The sequence below is a fragment of the Pseudomonas sp. JL27(2026) genome (assembly GCF_056933555.1).
Map to the genome: position 1 here is coordinate 4,747,638 of NZ_CM167794.1, position 19,827 is coordinate 4,767,464.

At 58.9% G+C, this 19,827-nt stretch carries 20 protein-coding genes; 2 read left to right on the top strand and 18 right to left on the bottom strand.

What is annotated here, in order from left to right; genetic code table 11:
• Positions 1-3 precede the first annotated feature (3 nt).
• On the top strand, positions 4-825 hold the full coding sequence (locus tag AC1Z1G_RS21485) for a peptidoglycan DD-metalloendopeptidase family protein (protein WP_483622375.1): 822 nt from the start codon (positions 4-6) through the stop codon (positions 823-825).
• Positions 826-1,305: 480 nt separating this feature from the next.
• Complete coding sequence (gene leuA, locus AC1Z1G_RS21490) at positions 1,306-2,985, top strand: 2-isopropylmalate synthase (RefSeq protein ID WP_483622376.1); 1,680 nt, start codon at positions 1,306-1,308, stop codon at positions 2,983-2,985.
• A 206-nt stretch (positions 2,986-3,191) separates the two neighbouring features.
• Here the strand turns inward: leuA and AC1Z1G_RS21495 are convergent, their stop codons facing one another.
• The 18 genes from AC1Z1G_RS21495 to AC1Z1G_RS21580 form a co-directional block, all read right to left on the bottom strand.
• Complete coding sequence (locus AC1Z1G_RS21495; protein WP_483622377.1) at positions 3,192-3,983, bottom strand: amidohydrolase; 792 nt, start codon at positions 3,981-3,983, stop codon at positions 3,192-3,194.
• A complete protein-coding gene (locus tag AC1Z1G_RS21500) occupies positions 3,971-5,119 on the bottom strand; it encodes a pyridoxal phosphate-dependent aminotransferase (RefSeq protein ID WP_483622378.1) in 1,149 nt (382 codons plus the stop codon). Before AC1Z1G_RS21500 ends, AC1Z1G_RS21495 begins: the two co-directional genes overlap by 13 nt.
• A gap of 167 nt (positions 5,120-5,286) precedes the next feature.
• On the bottom strand, positions 5,287-6,750 hold the full coding sequence (gene der / locus AC1Z1G_RS21505) for a ribosome biogenesis GTPase Der (RefSeq protein ID WP_483622379.1): 1,464 nt from the start codon (positions 6,748-6,750) through the stop codon (positions 5,287-5,289).
• 257 nt (positions 6,751-7,007) lie between these two features.
• Complete coding sequence (gene bamB, locus AC1Z1G_RS21510) at positions 7,008-8,159, bottom strand: outer membrane protein assembly factor BamB (protein ID WP_483622380.1); 1,152 nt, start codon at positions 8,157-8,159, stop codon at positions 7,008-7,010.
• Positions 8,152-8,793, bottom strand: coding sequence for a tetratricopeptide repeat protein (locus tag AC1Z1G_RS21515; protein ID WP_483622381.1), 642 nt, complete (start codon positions 8,791-8,793; stop codon positions 8,152-8,154). The genes bamB and AC1Z1G_RS21515 overlap by 8 nt, the downstream gene beginning before the upstream one ends.
• Before the next feature lie 40 nt (positions 8,794-8,833).
• Positions 8,834-10,123, bottom strand: a complete 1,290-nt coding sequence (gene hisS, locus AC1Z1G_RS21520; protein ID WP_483622382.1) for a histidine--tRNA ligase — start codon at positions 10,121-10,123, stop codon at positions 8,834-8,836.
• A gap of 24 nt (positions 10,124-10,147) precedes the next feature.
• Entirely contained in the window at positions 10,148-11,257 is a 1,110-nt protein-coding gene (gene ispG / locus AC1Z1G_RS21525) for a flavodoxin-dependent (E)-4-hydroxy-3-methylbut-2-enyl-diphosphate synthase (protein ID WP_347901849.1), read from the bottom strand.
• A gap of 3 nt (positions 11,258-11,260) precedes the next feature.
• On the bottom strand, positions 11,261-12,292 hold the full coding sequence (locus AC1Z1G_RS21530) for a RodZ domain-containing protein (RefSeq protein ID WP_483622383.1): 1,032 nt from the start codon (positions 12,290-12,292) through the stop codon (positions 11,261-11,263).
• Positions 12,292-13,050, bottom strand: coding sequence for a type IV pilus biogenesis/stability protein PilW (gene pilW / locus AC1Z1G_RS21535; protein WP_483622384.1), 759 nt, complete (start codon positions 13,048-13,050; stop codon positions 12,292-12,294). Before pilW ends, AC1Z1G_RS21530 begins: the two co-directional genes overlap by 1 nt.
• Before the next feature lie 13 nt (positions 13,051-13,063).
• Positions 13,064-14,212 carry a dual-specificity RNA methyltransferase RlmN gene (gene rlmN, locus AC1Z1G_RS21540; protein WP_347901852.1) on the bottom strand — a complete coding sequence of 383 codons (1,149 nt, stop codon included), beginning with the start codon at positions 14,210-14,212 and terminating at the stop codon, positions 13,064-13,066.
• 28 nt (positions 14,213-14,240) lie between these two features.
• The gene (gene ndk / locus AC1Z1G_RS21545) at positions 14,241-14,666 is read right to left on the bottom strand and encodes a nucleoside-diphosphate kinase (RefSeq protein ID WP_347901853.1); all 426 of its coding nucleotides are present in this window, start codon (positions 14,664-14,666) and stop codon (positions 14,241-14,243) included.
• 90 nt (positions 14,667-14,756) lie between these two features.
• Entirely contained in the window at positions 14,757-14,957 is a 201-nt protein-coding gene (gene iscX / locus AC1Z1G_RS21550; protein WP_007941386.1) for a Fe-S cluster assembly protein IscX, read from the bottom strand.
• A gap of 14 nt (positions 14,958-14,971) precedes the next feature.
• Positions 14,972-15,313 (bottom strand): ISC system 2Fe-2S type ferredoxin, encoded by a 342-nt coding sequence (gene fdx, locus AC1Z1G_RS21555; RefSeq protein ID WP_483622385.1) that lies wholly within the window; start codon positions 15,311-15,313, stop codon positions 14,972-14,974.
• Positions 15,314-15,315: 2 nt separating this feature from the next.
• Positions 15,316-17,178 carry a Fe-S protein assembly chaperone HscA gene (gene hscA, locus AC1Z1G_RS21560; protein WP_483622386.1) on the bottom strand — a complete coding sequence of 621 codons (1,863 nt, stop codon included), beginning with the start codon at positions 17,176-17,178 and terminating at the stop codon, positions 15,316-15,318.
• A 51-nt stretch (positions 17,179-17,229) separates the two neighbouring features.
• The gene (gene hscB, locus AC1Z1G_RS21565; RefSeq protein ID WP_483622387.1) at positions 17,230-17,751 is read right to left on the bottom strand and encodes a co-chaperone HscB; all 522 of its coding nucleotides are present in this window, start codon (positions 17,749-17,751) and stop codon (positions 17,230-17,232) included.
• Positions 17,752-17,759: 8 nt separating this feature from the next.
• The gene (gene iscA / locus AC1Z1G_RS21570) at positions 17,760-18,083 is read right to left on the bottom strand and encodes an iron-sulfur cluster assembly protein IscA (RefSeq protein WP_007903589.1); all 324 of its coding nucleotides are present in this window, start codon (positions 18,081-18,083) and stop codon (positions 17,760-17,762) included.
• 34 nt (positions 18,084-18,117) lie between these two features.
• Positions 18,118-18,504, bottom strand: coding sequence for a Fe-S cluster assembly scaffold IscU (gene iscU / locus AC1Z1G_RS21575; RefSeq protein WP_003443374.1), 387 nt, complete (start codon positions 18,502-18,504; stop codon positions 18,118-18,120).
• Between the two features lie 95 nt (positions 18,505-18,599).
• A complete protein-coding gene (locus AC1Z1G_RS21580; protein ID WP_483622388.1) occupies positions 18,600-19,814 on the bottom strand; it encodes an IscS subfamily cysteine desulfurase in 1,215 nt (404 codons plus the stop codon).
• Positions 19,815-19,827: the final 13 nt, after the last annotated feature.

The following is a 19,827-nucleotide window of genomic DNA, read 5'->3' on the forward strand; positions in this document are numbered from 1 at the left end:
TCCATGCCGCGTTTTCTTAGCTCCCTGCTGTTGCTTTGCCTGACCTTCAACGCCCATGCCGACAGCTACATCACCCGCCTGCTGAACAAACCGGTGCCGGGGGGCGTGGCGGTGGTGAACCTGGGCGCTTCGGCCCAGGCGCCCAAGGCCAGCTATCAAGGTAAACCGGTGTTGGTGGTCAAGGAACAGAACGACTGGCTGGCGATTGTCGGCGTGCCCCTGACCATCAAACCCGGCAGTCAGCAATTGAACAGCGGCGGCCGCAACCTGAACTTCATGGTCGGCAACAAGAAGTACCCCGAACAGCACATCACCTTGAAGAACCAGCGTCAGGTCAACCCAAACCCGGCCGACCTCAAACGCATCGACGGTGAGCTGGCCGAGCAGATCCGCGCCTACCGCACATTCAGTCCGAACACCCCGAGCAACCTGTTGCTGGACAAACCCGTCAATGGCCCGCTGTCGAGCAAGTTCGGTGTACGCCGGTTCTTCAACGGCGAAGAGCGCAATCCCCACGCCGGCCTGGACTTCGCGGTGCCCGCAGGTACGCCGATCAAAACCCCGGCAGCCGGCAAGGTGATCCTGATCGGTAACTACTTTTTCAATGGCAATACCGTGTTCGTCGACCACGGCCAGGGCTTCATCAGCATGTTCTGCCACATGTCGAAAATCGACGTGAAGGTCGGGCAGCAACTGGCTCGCGGCGGCGTGGTCGGCAAGGTCGGCTCCACCGGCCGCGCCACCGGACCGCACATGCACTGGAACGTCAGCCTGAACGATGCGCGGGTGGACCCGGCGATTTTCATCGGGGCGTTCCAACCTTGAATCCTGGATGAGGCCACTGGCCTCATCGCGAGCAAGCTCGCTCCCACAGTGGATCTGGGGCGTTCACCAAATGTGTGGTCGCACCTATATTCGTGGGAGCGAACCTGCTCGCGATGACAATTTCACAGACACCGAAAAACTTCCCGAAGCCTGAAATCTTCAATTGCGCCTAGCCCAACCCTCGCGCAAACATCACAACAATCTCAGCCATACACAGCAATAAAATCTCGCAAAAAAATACTTTTCGAGTATTCCTCTCAAAGTTTTTCGCCCCCTTGCCATCCTCCCCTCCCCGCGGTTAGGGTTGAAGGCATGAAAACCTCTCACACCCTCATTCAGCTTCGCCAGCACCGCAGCCTGTGCCTTGTCAGCGCACGACTGCCAGGCTGAATCGTGGCGCCTCGTCTCCCGTTTTATCCCACACAGTTTTGATCCACCGGCAGGCCGCCTCTTTTCGGCCCACACAATAAGGATTACCCGATGAGCATGCTCAAAGACCCGTCTTCGAAATACCGCGCGTTCCCGACCATCGACATTCCGGACCGTACCTGGCCGTCGAAGACCATCACCGCCGCGCCGATCTGGTGCAGCTCCGACTTGCGCGACGGTAACCAGTCGCTGATCGAGCCAATGGACGCGGTGAAAAAGCTGCGTTTCTGGAAAACCCTGGTATCGGTTGGCGTCAAAGAAATCGAAGCGTCGTTCCCGGCCGCGTCGCAAACCGACTTCGACTTTGTGCGTACCCTGATCGAAGACGGCCACATCCCGGACGACACCACCATTCAAGTGTTGACCCAGGGCCGTGAAGACCTGATCGAGCGCACCTTCGAATCCCTTCGCGGGGCGAAAAAAGCCATCGTTCACCTGTATAACGCGACCTCCCCTTCCTTCCGCCGCATTGTCTTCAACCAGGACAAGGACGGGGTCAAGGCCATTGCGGTGAACGCCGCCAAGCTGTTCGTCAAATACGCGGCCCAGCAGCCTGAAACCGAGTGGAGCTTTGAATACTCGCCAGAGACCTTCAGCGCCACTGAGCTTGAGTTCGCCAAGGAAGTCTGCGATGCGGTGATCGAGGTCTGGAACCCGACACCTGAGCACAAGGTGATCCTCAACCTGCCGGCCACCGTCGAATGTGCCACGCCGAACATCTATGCCGACCAGATCGAGTGGTTCGGCCGTCACATCAACCGTCGTGACAGCGTGATCATCAGCCTGCACACCCACAACGACCGTGGCACCGGCGTAGCCGCTACCGAGCTGGGCCTGATGGCCGGCGCCGACCGCGTCGAAGGCTGCCTGTTCGGCAACGGTGAGCGTACCGGTAACGTCGACCTGGTGACCGTGGCCCTGAACCTCTACACCCAGGGCATCAACCCTGAGCTGGACTTTTCCGACATCGACGGCGTGCGCAAGGTCGTCGAAGAGTGCAACCAGATTCCGGTGCACCCACGTCACCCGTATGTCGGCGATCTGGTCCACACCGCATTCTCTGGCTCCCATCAGGACGCCATCCGCAAGGGCTTCGCCCAGCAGAAACCGGACGAACTGTGGGAAGTGCCTTACTTGCCGATCGACCCGGCCGACATCGGCCGCAGCTACGAGGCCGTCATTCGCGTCAACAGCCAGTCGGGCAAGGGTGGCATCGCGTACCTTCTGGAACAGGAATACGGCATCAGCTTGCCGCGCCGCATGCAGATTGAATTCAGCCAGGTAGTACAGCGTGAAACCGACCGCCTGGGTCTTGAGATGACTGCGCAGCAAATCCACGGTCTGCTCCACAGCGAGTACTTGCAGGCCAACACACCGTACGCGCTGGTCAGCCATCGTCTTCAAGAAGAAAACGGCCACAGCACGGTGGAAGTGGAAGTCTCCGGCAAGGGCCAGGGCGAAACCAACCTGCACTGGCGCGGCAAGGGCAACGGGGCCCTGGAAGCACTGGTGGCAGGCCTGCCGATCCCGGTCGAAATCATGGACTACAACGAACACGCCATCGGTGCGGGCACCCATGCCAAGGCGGCGGCCTACATTGAACTGCGTGTGAACGGCGAACGCGCTGTGCATGGCGTGGGTATCGATGAAAACATCACCACCGCCAGCTTCAAGGCCCTGTTCAGTGCGCTGAACCGCTCCCTGAGCCAACCGGAAGCGAAAGCAGCGTAACCCGCCAGCTGAAACGCAAAAGGCCCCGAGGTGAAAACCTCGGGGCCTTTTTTTGCCTGCAAGCTTTGTGTTGTCTGTAATGGCCTCTTCGCGAGCAAGCCCACTCCCACATTGGATCTTCTTCAGTTCACAAACTGCATGAACGACGCAGGTTTAATGTGGGAGCGGGCTTGCTCGCGAAGACGGACTGTCAGGCAGCCAAGATCTCAGGTGAACTCGAACGTATCGGCATCCAGATTAGCCGGAAAGCGCGTGCGATAAGCCTCAAGATCCGCAGCATTCAGAACGACCTGAAAAACCCCGTCCGCATCACCCGCACCGAGCAGCGTCTCGCCCTGGAAGTCCAGCACCTGGCTGTCCCCGGTGTACGCAAAACCTTTACCGTCTGTGCCGATACGGTTCACCGCCGCCACATAGCACAGGTTCTCGATGGCTCGCGCCGGCAACAGCCGATTCCAGTGCTGACGGCGTGCACCCGGCCAGTTGGCGGTGTACAGCAACAGGTCGGTGTCCTGAGCATCGCGGCTCCACACTGGAAAACGCAGGTCGTAGCAAATCAGCGGACGAATCCGCCAGCCCTTGAGCTCGAACTGCATCTGACGCTCACCCGGCGTGTAGTGATTGTGCTCGCCGGCCATGCGAAACAGATGGCGCTTGTCGTAATGCCAGACCTCACCGTCTGGCCGCGCCCACAACAAGCGGTTGCGATGACTGCCATCGGCCGCCTGGACGATCACGCTGCCGGTGATCACCGCATCGAGCCTGGCTGCCTGCACCCGCATCCATTTGCTGGTCGGACCGTTCTCAGACTCGGCCAGGGTTTCGGACTCCATGGAAAACCCGGTGGTGAACATCTCCGGCAGGATGACCAGATCAGCACCTCGCGCCTGCTCCAGCAACCGTTCAAAATGCTCGAGGTTGGCCTGCCGGTCATGCCAGGCCAATGTGGTCTGGATGAGTGCGACGTTCAGGTTGGGCAAGGCACTCAGATCACGCATAGTTTTTCCGCTGCCTGACGCAGCGTCTCCTCACGCTTGGCAAAACACAGACGGACCAGCCGCTGCCCTGCCGGTGGATTCTGGTAGAAGACCGAGATCGGAATCGATGCCACGCCGTGCTCACGGGTCATCCAGATCGCCATGTCGACGTCATTCAGGTCCGGGCGAATCTGCGAGTAATCGACCAACTGAAAGTAGGTGCCTGCGACCTTGGTAAAGCTGAACCGGGACGGCGCGAGCAAGTCGCAGAACAGATCACGCTTGGCCTGATAGAAACCCGGCAACTCTTCGACATGCTCCGGGTGCTCGGCCATGTAGTCGGCCAAGGCGTATTGCAGCGGCGTCACGCCGCAGAAACTGACGTACTGATGCACCTTGCGCAATTCGGCACTGAGGGCCGGCGGCGCGACCACGTAACCGGTTTTCCAACCCGTGACGTGGTACGTCTTGCCGAACGAACTGACCACGAAGGCGCGTCGATACAGTTCTTCATGGGCCAGCACGCTGACGTGGGGCACGCCGTCGAACACCAAGTGTTCATACACCTCGTCGCTGATCAGGTAGAGGTCACGGTCACGAATCAGCGCCGCCAATTGATCCAGCTCGGCGCGAGAGATCAGCGCCCCGCTCGGGTTATGCGGAGTGTTGAGGATGATCATCCGCGTGCGCGGCGTCAGTGCGTCAGCGAGTTTCTGGAAGTCGATGGCGAAGTCGTTCAGGCCCAGTTGCACATGCACACATCGACCACCCGCCAACTGCACGGCGGGCTCATAACTGTCATAGGCAGGGTCGAAAACGATGACTTCATCGCCACTGTGGATCACGGCAGCAATGGCGCAGAAAATCGCCTGGGTCGCGCCAGGGGTAATCGTCACCTCGCTGTCGGCATCGACGTGAGCGCCGTAGCTGCGGACGATTTTCCCCGCGACTTGCTGGCGTAGCGCCGGCAAACCGGTCATGGGCGAATATTGGTTATGGCCATTGGCAATGTGCCGACCGACCGCATCGCGCAGGGCTTGCGGGCCATCGAAATCAGGGAACCCTTGAGACAGGTTCAGCGCGCCGCTCGAAGCCGCGAGCTGAGACATTTGGGTGAAGATGGTGATGCCGACATTCGGCAGCTTGCTGGTGATCATCGGTGGTTCCCTGCTGAACACCCGGCTCTACGGCGGCGCGGGAGAACCCGAGGATAGCTTAAACACCAGGCACGAAAAAGGGCGCCATGGGCGCCCTTCTTCTAATACAGCTACCACTTCACCTGTGGCGAGGGAGCCCATCCTGACAGGACGAGCCGGTGCACCAATCAACGCTTATCGCGGCGCTTCTTGTCGGCTTTCTTGTGGTGCGACATCAAGCGACGCTTCTTGTTGACCTGACGGTCGGTGAGAGTGTTCTTGTTGGCTTCGTACGGGTTCTCACCACCTTTGAACTCGATGCGGATCGGCGTACCGACCAGCTTCAGCACACGGCGGTAAGTGTTTTCCAGATAACGCACATAAGACTTCGGAACGCGCTCGACCTGATTACCGTGGATCACGATCAACGGCGGGTTCGCACCACCCAAGTGAGCGTAACGCAGCTTGATCCGGCGGTTGTTGACCATCGGCGGCGCGTGCTCGCCAACGGCATCTTCCAGGATCTGGGTCAGGCGGTTGGTCGGCCAGCGAGTGATCGCCGACTTGAACGAGTTCTGTACCGACTGATACAGGTTGCCCACGCCAGTGCCGTGCAAAGCGGAGATGAAGTGGATATCAGCGAAGTCGACGAAGAACAGTCGACGTTCCAGCTCGATCTTCACGAAATCACGCTCGGAAGGCGTCATGCCATCCCATTTGTTCAGGGCGATAACGATGGCGCGACCGGTTTCCAGGGCGAAGCCCAGCAGGTTCAAGTCGTGATCAACCACGCCTTCGCGGGCGTCCATCACAAAGATCACCACGTTGGCGTCTTTGATCGCCTGCAGGGTTTTGACCACCGAGAACTTTTCGACTTCCTCGTGGATCTTGCCGCGCTTGCGCACACCGGCAGTGTCGATCAGCGTGTACTTCTCGTCGTTACGCTCGAACGGGATGTAGATACTGTCACGGGTGGTGCCGGGCTCGTCATACACGATAACCCGGTCTTCACCGAGCATACGGTTGACCAGGGTCGACTTGCCGACGTTCGGACGACCGATGATGGCGATCTTGATGCCATCCTTTTCGCTCGGGCCAGGAATCCGTACCGCTTCTTCGCCTTCGGCGACGTCAGCGTTGAAATCCTCTTCTTCGGTGTCACGCGGGAATTCGCTCAACGCGGCTTCCAGCAATGTGTTCACACCGCGACCTTGCGCACCGGCAACGCCGATAGCGTGGCCCATGCCCAGCGGGGCGAATTCGGCACGGGCCATCTCAGGATCGATGTTGTCGATCTTGTTGGCCACCAGCAGGGAGCGTTTGTTGCGCTTGCGCAAGTGCTCGGCAATCATCTGGTCGGCAGCGGTGAAGCCAGCCTTGGCGTCTACCAGGAACAGAACGACATCGGCTTCTTCGATGGCCAGCAGCGACTGCTCGGCCATCTTTTCGTCCATGCCGTGTTCGTCACCGGAAATACCACCGGTGTCGACCAGGATGTAGGAGCGCCCTTGCCACTTTGCCTCACCGTATTGGCGGTCACGGGTCAGACCAGAGAGGTCGCCGACAATGGCGTCGCGGCTTTTGGTCAGGCGGTTGAACATGGTGGACTTGCCGACGTTCGGTCGGCCCACCAGGGCGATTACGGGAACCATGCGGCTCTCCACTTCGTTATTTCAGAAAATACAAAAGCCGCTGCGAGGCAGCGGCTGGTGCTCGGGGCAGCACGTAATGTGCCGCAAGCCTTGCAGAGCAAGGCCGCTTGGGGATTACCCCAAGCATAGCCAAAAGGCCTGCACTCAATCACACGGGGGTAAAAATCAGCTCGGCGGGCTCATTGACTGACGCCAACGCCGCCCCTTTGCTGATGTTCACCTGGCTTGATCTTCGCTCGGCGCCTTTGGAGAAAATGTTACTTGATGGTCAGGGCTTCCAGTTTGCCGCTGTTGCCATACACATAAATCGTGTCACCCACCACCAGCGGACGGGCACGAAGACCGTCGCTGTCGATGCGTTCGCGGCCGACGAAACGACCGTCCACCTGACTCAGCAGGTGCAGGTAACCTTCCAGGTCACCCACTGCAACGTAGCTGGAGAACACTTCCGGAGCCGACAGTTGACGGCGGGCCAGCGAGTCGTTGGTCCACAATGCGGTGGTCGAACGCTCGTCGACGCCTTCAACGGTACCCGAAGACAGGCTCACGTAAACACTGCCAAAACCTTGGGCAACGCCGGCATAGCTGGAAGCATCACGCTGCCAGAGCTGACGACCGCTCTCCAGGTCCAGCGCCGCAACGCGCCCCTGATAACTGGCTACATACAACGTGCCGCCGGACAACAGCAGGCCACCGTCGATGTCGACCACACGATCGAGTTCCGAACGACCTTGCGGAATGGCTACACGTTGTTCCCAGACCGGCACGCCGTTGGAAATATCCAGTGCAACCACTTTACCGGTCGACAGACCGGCAACCGCCAGACGGTTGGTGACCACCGGCGCACTGGTGCCGCGCAGGGTCAGGACCGCCGGGGTGCTGTCATACAACCAGCGCTGATGGCCGGTGCTTGCATCCAGACCGATCAGACGATCGTCCTGGGTTTGAACCACGACCACGTCACCGTTGTTTGCGGGCGGTGCGAGAACTTCGCTGGTCACGCGAGCGCGCCATTTCTCTTCACCGCTGCTGGCATCCAGGGCAACCACTTCGCCCTTCAGGGTGCCGATCATGACCAGACCGTAACCCACGCCAACGGCGCCGGAAACAGGCAGTTCAAGGTCTTTCTTCCATTTGACGTCGCCGTTGCTGCGATCCATCGCCATGACGACGCCGGTAACGTCACCCGCATAGATGGTGTCGCCGTCAATCGCCGGCACCAGCATGTTGTAGGTTTCGCCCTGACCGTCACCGATCGAACGGCTCCACTGCTTTTGCAGGACCACTTCTTCTTTGAAGTTGACCAACTCAGCCGGTGGCAGTTCTTTTTTGCTGTTGCTGCTGCAACCCGCGGCCAGAACGGCCAGAGCCAGCAATGCTGCATGTTTCCAACGGATCACGTCACGCATCCCCTTTGGCCAGGTCGTCCAGCTTGATTTGTAGGCCACCGACCGCCGCTTCATCCGACAGTGCAGCCTTGGCTTTTTGATACGCAGCATGGGCTTCGTCGGTACGACCCAACTGGACCAGCAGGTCACCCTTGAGTTCTTCGCGAGTGGCCAGGAACGCCTTGTCGGCATCGCCTTCGAGCAATTTCAGTGCTTCTTCGGTCTTGTTCTGTGCCGCCAGCACCTGAGCCAGACGCTGGCGCGCCACTTCACCCAGGGTCGGGTTGGCTGGTTTGTCGGCTACGCCTTTCAGTTCGCTGGCCGCATCGTCCAGCTTGCCGCTGTCGACCGCGACTTTTGCTACGAACAGGCTGCCGTACTGCGCATACGCCGAACCGCCGAACTCACTCTTGAGCTTGCCGGCCAGGTCCGCAACGCGGCCTGCGTCAGGCTTGCCGTCAGGCGTCAGCGTGGTTTCGAGCAATTGCTGATAGAGCATCGAGGCGCCTTGCGACTGATTGCTCTGATACTTGTGAAACGCCTGCCAGCCGAACACGATGACCAGCGCCAACAGGCCACCGGTCACGAGAGGTTTGCCGTTACGCTGCCACCAGTCTTTGAATTCCGCCAGATGTTCGTCTTCGGTACTCGACACCCCAATACTCCTTATTCGCTAAATCGGCTGTTTGACAGCTTCAACCCTGCACGACGCAGGTGGCCAGGTGAGCGGCAAGCGCATCCCAGGCAATGCTTTGTTGTTCGCCCTGGCCACGCAGGGGTTTGAAACCTACCACTTGCTGGGCCATTTCGTCGTCACCGAGGATCAATGCGTACAACGCACCGCTCTTGTCGGCCTTCTTGAACTGGCTTTTGAAGCTGCCGGCACCGGCATTGATCTGCAGGCGCAAGCCAGGCAACTGATCGCGAACCCGCTCACTCAGTGTCAGTGCTGCCAGTTCGGCGGCTTCGCCGAAAGCGCAGAGGTAGACATCGACCTGCCGGGAGATTTCTTCCGGGATCTGCTCCAGGGTTTCCAGCAACAGCACCAGACGCTCGATCCCCATGGCAAAACCAACACCTGCGGTCGGCTTACCACCCATCTGCTCAACCAGACCGTCGTAACGGCCACCCGCGCAAACAGTGCCCTGAGCACCGAGTTTGTCGGTGACCCATTCGAAAACGGTTTTGCTGTAGTAATCCAGACCACGCACCAGCTTCGGGTTGATCACGTACGGAATGCCGGCGGCATCCAGTCGCGCCTTCAGGCCTTCGAAGTGAATGCGCGATTCATCGTCCAGGTAGTCGGCCATTTTCGGCGCGTCGACCAGCACGGCTTGTGTGTCAGCGTTCTTGGTGTCGAGCACGCGCAGCGGGTTGGTTTTCAGACGGCGCTGGCTGTCTTCATCCAGTTTGTCCAGGCGAGCTGTCAGGAACTCCACCAGCGCTTCGCGATAACGACCACGGGATTCGCTGGTACCCAGGCTGTTGAGCTCAAGCTTGACCGCGTCGCGAATACCCAGCTCGCCCCACAAGCGCCAGGTCAGGACGATCAGCTCGGCATCGATGTCCGGACCGTCGAGGTTGAAGACTTCGCAACCGATCTGGTGGAACTGGCGATAACGGCCTTTCTGTGGACGCTCGTGGCGGAACATCGGGCCGATGTACCAGAGTTTCTGCACCTGCCCACCACCGGTGATCCCGTGTTCCAGCACTGCGCGCACACAGGCCGCCGTGCCTTCAGGGCGCAGGGTCAGGGAGTCGCCGTTGCGGTCGTCGAAGGTGTACATCTCTTTTTCGACGATGTCGGTCACTTCACCGATGGAGCGCTTGAACAGCTCAGTGAATTCGACGATCGGCATGCGGATCTGCTTGTAACCGTAGTTATCCAGCAAACGCGAAACGGTGCCTTCGAAATGACGCCACAGCGGGGTCTGTTCGGGCAGGATGTCGTTCATGCCACGAATGGCTTGCAGAGACTTGCTCACTATAAATCCTTAAATTCGGTTGAATCAGCCGCGGGCGATCAGCGCCGCGTCGGCTTCGACCTTTTCGGCCGCTTTCTGGCGGATCAGCCGTTCCAACTCATCCACCAGATTGTCATTCGTCAATTTCTGCGACGGCTTGCCGTCGATGTAAATCAAGTTTGGCGTGCCGCCGGTCAGGCCCACATGCGCCTCTTTGGCTTCGCCTGGACCGTTGACCACGCAACCGATGACCGCGACATCCAGCGGTACCAGCAGGTCTTCAAGGCGCACTTCCAGTTCGTTCATGGTTTTCACCACGTCGAAGTTCTGCCGCGAGCAGCTCGGGCAGGCGATGAAGTTGATGCCACGAGAACGCAGGTGCAGGGATTTGAGAATGTCGTAGCCGACTTTCACTTCCTCGACCGGGTCAGCCGCCAACGAGATGCGAATAGTATCGCCAATCCCTTCGGCGAGCAGCATACCGAGGCCCACGGCGGATTTCACTGTGCCTGAACGCAAACCACCGGCTTCGGTGATGCCCAGGTGCAGCGGCTGGACGATTTCCTTGGCCAGCAAACGGTAGGCTTCGACGGCCATGAACACGTCGGACGCCTTCACGCTGACCTTGAAGTCCTGGAAGTTCAGACGTTCAAGGTGCTCAACGTGACGCAAGGCAGACTCGACCAGTGCAGCCGGGGTCGGCTCGCCGTATTTCTTTTGCAGGTCTTTTTCCAGCGAACCGGCGTTGACGCCAATACGAATCGGAATGCCCCGGTCACGCGCGGCATCGACCACGGCGCGTACACGATCTTCGCGACCGATGTTTCCCGGGTTGATTCGCAAGCAGTCCACACCCAGTTCCGCTACACGCAAGGCGATCTTGTAGTCGAAGTGGATATCGGCAACCAGCGGCACCTTGACGAGTTGCTTGATGCGGCCGAAAGCTTCGGCTGCATCCATGTCGGGTACGGAAACCCGCACGATGTCGACACCGGCAGCTTCCAGACGATTGATCTGCGCCACGGTGGCAGCGACGTCATTGGTATCGCTGTTGGTCATGCTCTGCACAGCGATAGGTGCATCGCCGCCCACAGGCACGTTACCGACCCAGATCTTGCGGGACTCGCGACGTTTGATTGGTGATTCGCCGTGCATGACTTATTGACCCAACTTCAGGCGAGCGGTCTCGCCACTGGTGAACGGAGCTACATCGACCACTTGCCCGTTGTAGCTGACCTGCGCGCCACGGGCATAGCCCAGGCGTACTGCAAACGGTGGTTTGCCGCTGACGTCGGCGGTTTCGCCTTTACGCTTGAGGCCACTGAGCAACACTTTGCCGTTGCCGTCGGTGACCTGCGCCCAGCAATCGGCGGTGAACTGGAGCCGGACCTGACCCGCCCCGGCAACCGGAGCGCTTGCTGCCACCGCTGGCGCGACTGGAGCAACCGGTGCGGTCACGACAGGCGCAACGACAGGCACGACGGGAGCCGGTGCGGCCGGTGTTGCGGCTACGATTGGCGCCACGTGAACAGGGGCCACGGGGGTCACAGGAGCAGGCGCGACCACTGGAGCCATTGGCGCTGGGGCTTGAGCGGTGACCGGGGTTTCAGCCGGAGCCTGACCTTCCGGCAATGCCAGTGCAGTCTCGCCCTCGGTCTGACCTTCAACCACGGCCTGATCTTCCGGCTCGTCGAGCGGATGGATCTGCGTAGTGCCGTCAGCACCTTCGACTTCAACGTGTTCAGGGTTGATGCCAATCAATTCTTTGGTGCGCAGCGAGGTTTGATCCTGCCACCAGACGAAACCGCCCCCCACCACCGCGATCAGCAGCAACAGGCTGACAATTCGCAAAATGGTGTGGGAAACCCGTGAAGGTTCTTCGATACGCCCCAGGCTATGGACATTGCTGCCCTGGGAATCGGTGCCTGTGCTCTGGTCGAACTGCTGAACCAGGATCGCCTGGTCCATGCCCAGCAATTTTGCATAAGCACGGATATAGCCGCGAGCAAAGGTGTGCCCTGGCAGCTTGTCGAAAGCGCCGGCTTCCAGGTTGCTCAAGGAAGTCACGGTGAGATTGAGCTTCAGGGCCACTTCAGCCAGCGTCCAACCATTGCTTTCGCGGGCCTGACGCAGGGTCTCACCGGGGTTTACGCGAGTCGCTGCTACAACTTCGGGATGCGCCGCTTTCATCATTGCTCCGACAGGTATTGCTGATATTCCGGCGTACCGGGATAGAGTCGTTTTAATTGCAGGCCAAAACTGGCGGCCTTGTCGCGATCGTCGAACACCTTAGCCAACCGGACGCCGAGCAATAGACTACGTGCATTTTGCTCGGCAAGCAGGCTAAAACGGTCGTAATAGTCGCGCGACGGCACATAATGCCTGTCTTCGAAGGACAACTCAGCCATTTCCAGCAATGCACGTGGTTGCTGACGGTTCAAACGCAGGGCTTTTTCCAGTTGTTGCTGGGCAAGTTGACGCTGGCCAAGCATCGAGGCTGTTATGCCCAGGTTCTCGAAAACCCGCGAACGCTCAGGGTAAAGGCTATCGGCCGCCGCCTGCTCAAAGCGCTCGTAAGCTTCTTTGTAACGTTTTTCTTCAAAAAGAAAGCTGCCGTAGTTATTCAGGATGCGCGCATCGCCAGGACGAGAAGACAGCGCCTTGCGAAAATGCTGGTCCGCGAGCTCGTTTTCCATCTCGGCCTGAAACACCAGACCGAGCGCCGCGTTGGCATCCGGGTCGGAACTGTCCAGCTCAATGGCCTTCTTCAACGGGACTTTCGCCCGCTCGGTCATGCCCTGCTGCAGATACCCCACGCCTAGCTGCACATACGCAGCACGTGCCTCATCGCGGCCCTTGCTGGTTTTCATCGGATTGAAATCACCCGACAGAACACAACCAGCCGACAGGCTGGCGAACAGCAGAAGCAGCGCGAGGCGCAATGGCATAGAGGTCCTCTCTTTAAGTACGATTCGCAGCGTCTTGCGCCATATCGCTGTCGGCGTTCAATTCACGCACGGCAATATAACGCTCGCTGCGACGGGTGCGATCCAGCACCTGCCCGACCAGTTGGCCACAAGCCGCATCAATATCTTCACCGCGCGTGGTGCGCACGGTGACATTGAAGCCTGCCTGATGAAGTTGATCCTGAAAACGACGAATGGCGTTGTTGCTCGGCCGTTCGTAACCGGAATGAGGAAACGGGTTGAACGGGATCAAGTTGATCTTGCAAGGCGTGTCCTTGAGCAACTCGATCATTTCAACAGCGTGCTCAACCTTATCATTGATATCTTTGAGCAAGGTGTACTCGATGGTCAGCACGCGCTTTTCGCCCAAGGACGACATATAGCGGCGGCAGGACTCAAGGAGCATTTTCAGCGGGTACTTCTTGTTGATCGGTACCAGCTGATTGCGCAGCGCATCGTTCGGTGCGTGCAGGGACAACGCCAGGGAGACGTCGATGTGTTTGGAGAGCTCATCGATCATCGGCACCACGCCTGAAGTCGACAGGGTCACACGGCGCTTGGAAATGCCGTACCCCAGGTCGTCCATCATCAGGTGCATGGCAGCCACGACGTTGTCGAAGTTCAGCAGCGGCTCACCCATGCCCATCATCACCACGTTGGTGATGGCACGGTCGACGGTTGCCGGGACGCTGCCAAAGGATTTGTTGGCAATCCACACCTGACCGATGACTTCGGCGGCGGTGAGGTTGCTATTGAAACCTTGCTTGCCGGTGGAGCAGAAACTGCAATCCAGGGCACAGCCTGCCTGGGACGAAACGCACAAGGTGCCGCGTTTGCCCTGGGGAATGTACACGGTCTCGACGCAGCTACCGGACGCCACGCGCACCACCCACTTACGGGTGCCGTCGCTGGAGATGTCCTCGCTGACCACTTCGGGGCCGCGAACTTCAGCAATGACCTTGAGCTTGTCGCGCAAGGCTTTGCTGACGTTCGTCATGGCGTCGAAATCATCGACACCAAAGTGGTGAATCCATTTCATTACCTGACCGGCACGGAAACGCTTCTCCCCGATTGAGTCGAAGAATTTTTCCATTTCCAGCTGAGTCAGACCCAGCAGGTTAGTTTTAACAGTCGATGTAGTCATGGATTCACCTTCACTCTTAAGCCAATGCTTAGCGAGTGGTTACTTCAGTAGCTGCGAAGAAGTACGAGATTTCGCGAGCAGCAGCGGCTTCGGAGTCCGAACCGTGCACAGCGTTGGCGTCGATGGAATCAGCGAAGTCAGCGCGGATGGTGCCGGCAGCAGCTTCTTTAGGGTTGGTAGCGCCCATCAGCTCACGGTTCAGAGCGATAGCGTTTTCGCCTTCCAGAACCTGAACAACAACCGGACCGGAGATCATGAAAGCAACCAGGTCGCCGAAGAAACCACGAGCGCTGTGCTCAGCGTAGAAGCCTTCAGCTTCGGCTTTGGACAGTTGCTTCATTTTCGAAGCTACAACGCGCAGGCCAGCTTTTTCGAAACGGGTGATGATTTCACCAGTAACGTTTTTTGCAACAGCGTCAGGCTTGATGATCGAGAAAGTACGTTGAACAGCCATGGTGTAACTCCAGAAACGGTAATTTGCGAAAAATTAAACCCGCGAATTATACGCGGGTTCTTTGGTATTGCCTAACGGCGTACGGTGCGCTCAGTCGGCTTCTTCGATCCAGGCGGCCTGAATGGCTTCAAGCACCTTCTCGCCACCGCGGGTCGGATCATCGCTGAACTCCGGCAATGCCAGCACCCACTGATGCAGATCGACGAAGTTCACATAACGCGGGTCCACATCCGGCTTGGACTCAGCCAGCTGGATCGCGATTTCCAGCACATCAACCCATTTCAGGCTCATGACAACTCCTTGAATCAGTGCGGCGCTTCGGCGGCATGGTTGAGCGAGTATTTCGGAATTTCGACAGTCAGGTCTTCAGTCCCGACTTTTGCCTGACAGGCCAGGCGCGACTGAGCTTCCAGCCCCCAAGCCTTATCAAGGTAGTCTTCTTCCAACTCGTCAGCTTCTTCCAGCGAGTCGAAACCTTCCCGAATGAGGCAGTGACACGTCGTGCAAGCGCAGACGCCGCCACAGGCACTTTCCATCTCGATATGGTGCTCATGCGCCAGATCGAGGATGGACGTACCGGGTTCAGCCTCCACGACCATGCCGTCCGGGCAAAACTTTTCGTGTGGCAGAAAAATGACCTGCGGCATCGTTATTCCTCAATCTCATTCAGGTTGCGCCCCGCCAGCGCGGCTTTCACCGTCGAGTCCAGGCGGCGGGCAGCAAAGGCATCGGTCACTTGCGACAGACGCTTGGTCTGCTGCTCGATGGCATAACCATCGGTGCCTTTCATCAATTCGGTCAGTTCCTGCATCTGCAACTCAATGACCATGCGCTCTTCAGCGTCGAGCAGGCGCTCGCCGTCAACATCAAGGGCGCCCTGCACTGCTTCGATCAGGCGCTGGGCGTCAACTTGTTGCTCACGCAGCACGCGGGCGACTTTGTCGTCATTGGCATGCTGGAATGAATCCTTGAGCATCCGGGCGATTTCGCCGTCAGTCAGACCGTAGGATGGCTTGACCTGAATGCTAGCCTCGACGCCCGAACTCAGTTCGCGGGCGGCAACGCTGAGCAGGCCATCGGCGTCAACCTGGAAGGTCACGCGAATCTTCGCTGCACCCGCCACCATCGCAGGGATGCCACGCAGCTCGAAGCGCGCCAGGGAGCGGCAATCGCTGATCAGCTCACGCTCGCCCTGCAACACGTGAATCATCATGGCCGACTGGCCATCTTTGTAGGTAGTGAAGTCCTGGGCGCGAGCAACCGGGATGGTGGTGTTACGCGCAATCACCTTCTCCATCAGGCCACCCATGGTTTCCAGCCCCAGGGACAACGGAATCACATCGAGCAGCAGCAGTTCACCACCATCGCGCTTATTGCCCGCCAAGGTATCGGCCTGGATCGCGGCACCGATGGCCACCACTTGATCCGGATCGATTTCGGTCAACGGCTGGCGACCAAAGGCCTCAGCCACCGCGTCACGAACACGCGGTACGCGGGTCGAACCACCGACCATCACCACCGCTTGCACCTCTTCCAGCTCGACACCGGAATCGCGCACCGCACGACGACAGGCTTTCAGGCTGCGAGCGACCATTGGCTCGATCAGCGCATCAAAGGCTTCGCGAGTCAGCGAGGCTTTCCAGTTGCCGTAAGCAACTTCAACACTCGCAGCGTTGGTCAGCGCTTCTTTGGCCGCACAAGCGGTTTGCAGCAGACTGCGTTGCTCGCCCGGATCAAGATCGGCGGACAGGCCCGCACTCTCGATAATCCAGCCAGCAATGGCGTGATCGAAGTCATCGCCGCCCAAGGCGCTATCGCCCCCGGTGGCCAGCACTTCGAACACACCACCGGTCAAACGCAGAATAGAAATATCGAAGGTGCCGCCGCCCAAGTCGTAAATGGCAACCAGGCCTTCGGCCTGTTGATCCAGACCGTAAGCCACGGCAGCAGCGGTTGGCTCGTTGAGCAGACGCAGCACGTTCAGACCGGCCAGCTTGGCTGCGTCCTTGGTGGCCTGACGCTGAGCGTCATCGAAGTAAGCCGGAACAGTAATCACCGCACCGACCAATTCGCCACCCAATGTCGCTTCGGCGCGCTGACGCAGCACCCTGAGGATATCGGCGGAAACCTCGACCGGACTTTTCGGGCCTTGCACGGTGTCGATGAACGGCATGTGCGACTCGCCATCGACAAAGCGGTACGGCAACTGATCACCCAATTGCTTGACGTCGGCCAGACCACGACCCATCAAGCGCTTGACCGATAGCACGGTGTTCAAGGGATCGGTGGCAGCAGCCAGCTTGGCGGATTCGCCGACCTCGACGCGATCGGCGTGATAGCGCACGGCAGACGGCAGGATGACCTGCCCTTGCGCGTCAGCCAGAGGCTCGGAAAGACCACTGCGCAATGCAGCGACCAGCGAATTGGTAGTGCCCAAGTCGATCCCCACAGCCAGACGACGCTGGTGCGGTTGAGGACTTTGGCCGGGTTCGGCGATCTGCAGTAGGGCCATCGTTATCAGGACTTATCTGTATATCAGGCGTGCGACCGAGGCGGCACTGGGTTAATCGTCGAGGCGCTCTTCTAACTGGCGCACTTCGTAGGTGAGCTTGTCGAGAAACTGCATGCGCCGCATCAGGCGTTCTGCCTGTTCACGTTGCGCCGCATCATTCCAGCAAGCTGCGAAGCTGTCGTTCAATTCATCCTGAGCGACCTTCAGGCGGCGCTTGAACACCGCAATCCCGGCCAGATCGGCACTGTCTTGCAGGTCTTCGAGCTCTTCGCGCCATTGCATCTGCTGCAGAAGAAACTCCGGATCATGCACCGTGACCTCCAGCGGCAGCTCACGACCACCCATGGCGAGCAGGTAACGCGCACGTTTGGGGGGACTTTTGAGCGTCTGGTAGGCCTCGTTGAGGCTCGCGGATTGCTCTAGCGCCAGCCGCTGCTCACGCTCGGAAGCGTCGGCAAAGCGGTCTGGATGAACGCCGCGCGCCAACTCACGGTAGCGCGTAGCCAGCTGATCGAGGTCCAGAGTGAAGCTCGGTTGCAGCTCGAATAAAGCGAAATGACAAGGAGTACCCACGACCAGCCTCAGATGTTGAAGCTTTCGCCGCAGCCACATTCACCGCGCACGTTGGGGTTGTTGAACTTGAAGCCTTCGTTCAACCCTTCCTTGACGAAATCGAGCTCGGTGCCGTCCAGGTAAGCCAGACTTTTCGGGTCGATAATCACTTTCTCGCCGTGACTTTCGAACACCTGATCTTCTGCAACCACCTCGTCGACAAACTCCAGCACGTAGGCAAGGCCGGAACAGCCTGTGGTGCGAACACCCAGACGAATCCCTTCACCTTTGCCGCGCCCGTTGAGGGAGCGTCGCACGTGTTGAGCTGCCGCTTCTGTCATGCTGATAGCCATCGGTGACTCCTTACTCGTCGCCAAATCTTGAAAGTCAGATCAAGCCTTTCTTCTGCTTGTAATCGCGAACGGCGGCCTTGATGGCGTCCTCAGCGAGTACCGAGCAGTGAATTTTCACTGGCGGCAAAGCCAGTTCTTCAGCCAGCTGAGTGTTCTTGATGGTTTCGGCTTCGTCCAGGGTCTTGCCCTTCATCCACTCGGTAGCGAGGGAGCTGGAAGCAATGGCAGAGCCGCAGCCATAGGTCTTGAACTTGGCGTCTTCGATGATGCCTTGCTCGTTAACCTTGATTTGCAGGCGCATAACGTCGCCGCACGCCGGGGCGCCGACCATGCCAGTGCCGACATCAGGATCTTCCGCGTCCATCTTGCCGACGTTACGCGGGTTTTCGTAGTGGTCGATGACCTTTTCGCTGTAAGCCATGATTCTTAATCCTCACTCATCAGAGAGTCGCTCTTTGGGCTCTGCAAGCCGACCTTTCAATACGTACGACAGAGCCCGTGTGCGGCGACTTAAATTCAGTGCGCCGCCCACTCGATCTTCGAAATGTCGACGCCGTCTTTGTACATGTCCCACAGCGGCGACAGAGCGCGCAGCTTGGTAACGGCCTCGCAGACTTTCTGCGCGGCGTAATCGATTTCTTCTTCGGTGGTGAAACGGCCGAAGGTGAAACGGATCGAGCTGTGTGCCAGTTCGTCGTTGCGGCCCAGGGCGCGCAGTACGTACGAAGGCTCAAGCGATGCCGAAGTGCACGCAGAACCGGACGATACCGCCAGATCCTTGAGCGCCATGATCAGCGACTCGCCTTCAACGTAGTTGAAGCTCAGGTTCAGGTTGTGCGGAACGCGCGAAGTCATGCTGCCGTTGACGTACAGCTCTTCGAGGCCTTCGACCTGCTTGAAGAAACGCTCGCTCAAGGCTTTGATACGGACGTTTTCGGCAGCCATGTCTTCCTTGGCCACACGGAACGCTTCACCCATGCCGACGATCTGGTGAGTCGCCAGGGTGCCGGAGCGCATGCCGCGCTCATGACCGCCGCCGTGCATGGTCGCTTCAAGGCGAACACGCGGCTTGCGGCTCACGTACAGCGCGCCGATGCCTTTAGGACCGTAGGTTTTGTGGGCAGAGAAGGACATCAGATCGACTTTCAGCTTTTGCAGATCGATCTCGACTTTGCCAGTGGACTGCGCAGCGTCGACGTGCAGCAGAATGCCCTTGGAGCGGGTCAATTCGCCAATGGCTGCGATGTCGTTGATGGTGCCGATTTCATTGTTCACGTGGATGATCGACACCAGAATGGTGTCATCACGCAACTCGGCTTCGATCATCTCAGGGGTGACCAGACCATCTTCACGAGGCTCGATGTAGGTGACTTCGAAACCTTCGCGCTCCAGTTGGCGCATGGTGTCGAGGACAGCCTTGTGTTCGATCTTGGTGGTGATCAGGTGCTTGCCTTTGGAACCGTAAAAATGCGCGACACCCTTGATTGCCAGGTTGTCGGACTCGGTGGCACCGGAGGTCCAGACGATTTCACGCGGGTCGGCGTTGACCAGGTCGGCGACCTGGCGGCGAGCGTTTTCGACCGCTTCTTCGGCTTTCCAGCCAAACACGTGGGAGCGGGACGCCGGGTTACCGAAGTTTCCGTCGACCAGCAGGCATTCACTCATCTTTTGCGCGACACGCGGATCAACCGGGGTGGTCGCAGAGTAATCAAGGTAAATCGGCAATTTCATGGACTATCTCCTA